Origin of the sequence: Proteiniclasticum sp. C24MP, assembly GCF_043951855.1 — a bacterium.
Lineage (GTDB): Bacteria > Bacillota > Clostridia > Clostridiales > Clostridiaceae > Proteiniclasticum.
The window spans coordinates 1-1,606 of sequence record NZ_JBINJW010000060.1; the positions used below are offsets into that span (position 1 = coordinate 1).

The following is a 1,606-nucleotide window of genomic DNA, read 5'->3' on the forward strand; positions in this document are numbered from 1 at the left end:
CAGACTGTCCAACAAATACTTCGAAAAGTTTACGGAATTGATGTTTAATATTTAAGAGGTTGATTGAAAGCGCAAGCTTCCATCAACCTCTTAAAAAAAGCATATGTAGTTTGTTGAATTTCAGTAGTTATCAGCTTGTTGCTTTTAATCTCTCACATAATTCATTTACAGAGAACATGCTTAATAATCGCTTCAAATTGTAAGCGATAAACATGGATGCTGATTCGGCGTTGACGTTTTCCAGATGTTTTCGGAGAAAATAGGAGTATCCCAAGGTTCTTTTAATCGTACCAAATGGATGTTCTACTATGCACCTTCTTAACCTGTATGTTTCGATGTTCTCAACGGTAAACTTCTCTACAAGTTCCAATAGATGCTCGTGTTCCCATCGTTGAACTGTTCTCTTTGTCTTAGATGTTGTGCATTTTTTCTTCATACTGCAATTGAGACATTCTGAACTTGAATACCGCTTATATTTAATGCCATTCTTCGAGGTATTCTCAAAGAAAAATAACTCTTTGCCAGCTGGACAGATATAACAGTCCTTATCTGCGTCATACACAAATCTATCTTTTCTAAAGCCGTCTTCTTGTGTTTGATTATTAGCCTTGGATTTTTTGATAAGCACCTGCATATTCTGTTCGATACACTTTTTTATCTCAATTCCGTTATAGTAGCCTGTATCCACAAGGACTTTCATTTTTCTTTTGTTCAGCAGCTTTTTGGTGTTTAGCGCCATTGGAGACAGTTGATTCTGATCTGTGACGTCATTTACCGCTACAGCATCAACTACAAAGTGATTCTTACTATCTACAACACTTTGCACATTGTAACAGACTTCTAGTCTGCCATTGTTTTTCATACGTCTGCTGTCTTTATCTATAAGGGTTTTCTGCTCAAGTCCTTCATCTTTCAATTCTTGCTTTTGTTTTTCATAGTCAGCTTTTAGTTCCTGATATTTTTTTAATTTCTCACTGTAATCAGAATTTATCTCTTCGCTATTCATTTCAGTGAGATACTTATTAATCTGTACTTCAGCGTATTCAATTTTCTTGTTAAGTTTACTTTGGGTTATACAATTGGAATTACTGTTTTGAGCGCGGATTTTAGTACCATCAATTACAACAATCTTCCCATCGATGAGACCCCAGCCTTTAATGACAAGTGTTAATTCTCGAAGGATATTTCGAAATGCTTTTTTATTATCTGACACAAATCCTGCGATTGTTCGATGATCTGGGTGTATCGAATTTATCAACCACATAAGTTCAATATTTCTTCTTGCTTCAGTTTCGAGACCTCTGGAAGAACGGATCTTATTTAGATAACCGTAGACATGCAGTTTAAGTAGATCAGATCTTCGATAAGGTGATTGTCCACGTTGACATTCAGAGTATTCTTTAAAACCTAATTTTGCGAGATCCAGAGAATCCACAAAAGTATCAATAACTCTAACAGGATTTTCAGGATCAATGATTTCATCAAGAGATGTTGTGATGATATTTACTTGCATTCTATCCACACCTTCAATATATGACATAAATCTCACCTCACCAATAATTATTAGTATTATTATATCATTTTTTGTTTTTGTTGGACAGTCTGA

The 1,606-nt window shown here is 34.9% G+C and carries 1 protein-coding gene; it reads right to left on the bottom strand.

Going from position 1 to position 1,606, the window contains the following annotated elements; genetic code table 11:
- Positions 1–130 precede the first annotated feature (130 nt).
- On the bottom strand, positions 131–1,606 hold a 1,476-nt coding region (locus ACHAL6_RS15515), incomplete at its 5' end, for an IS1182 family transposase (protein WP_395271557.1).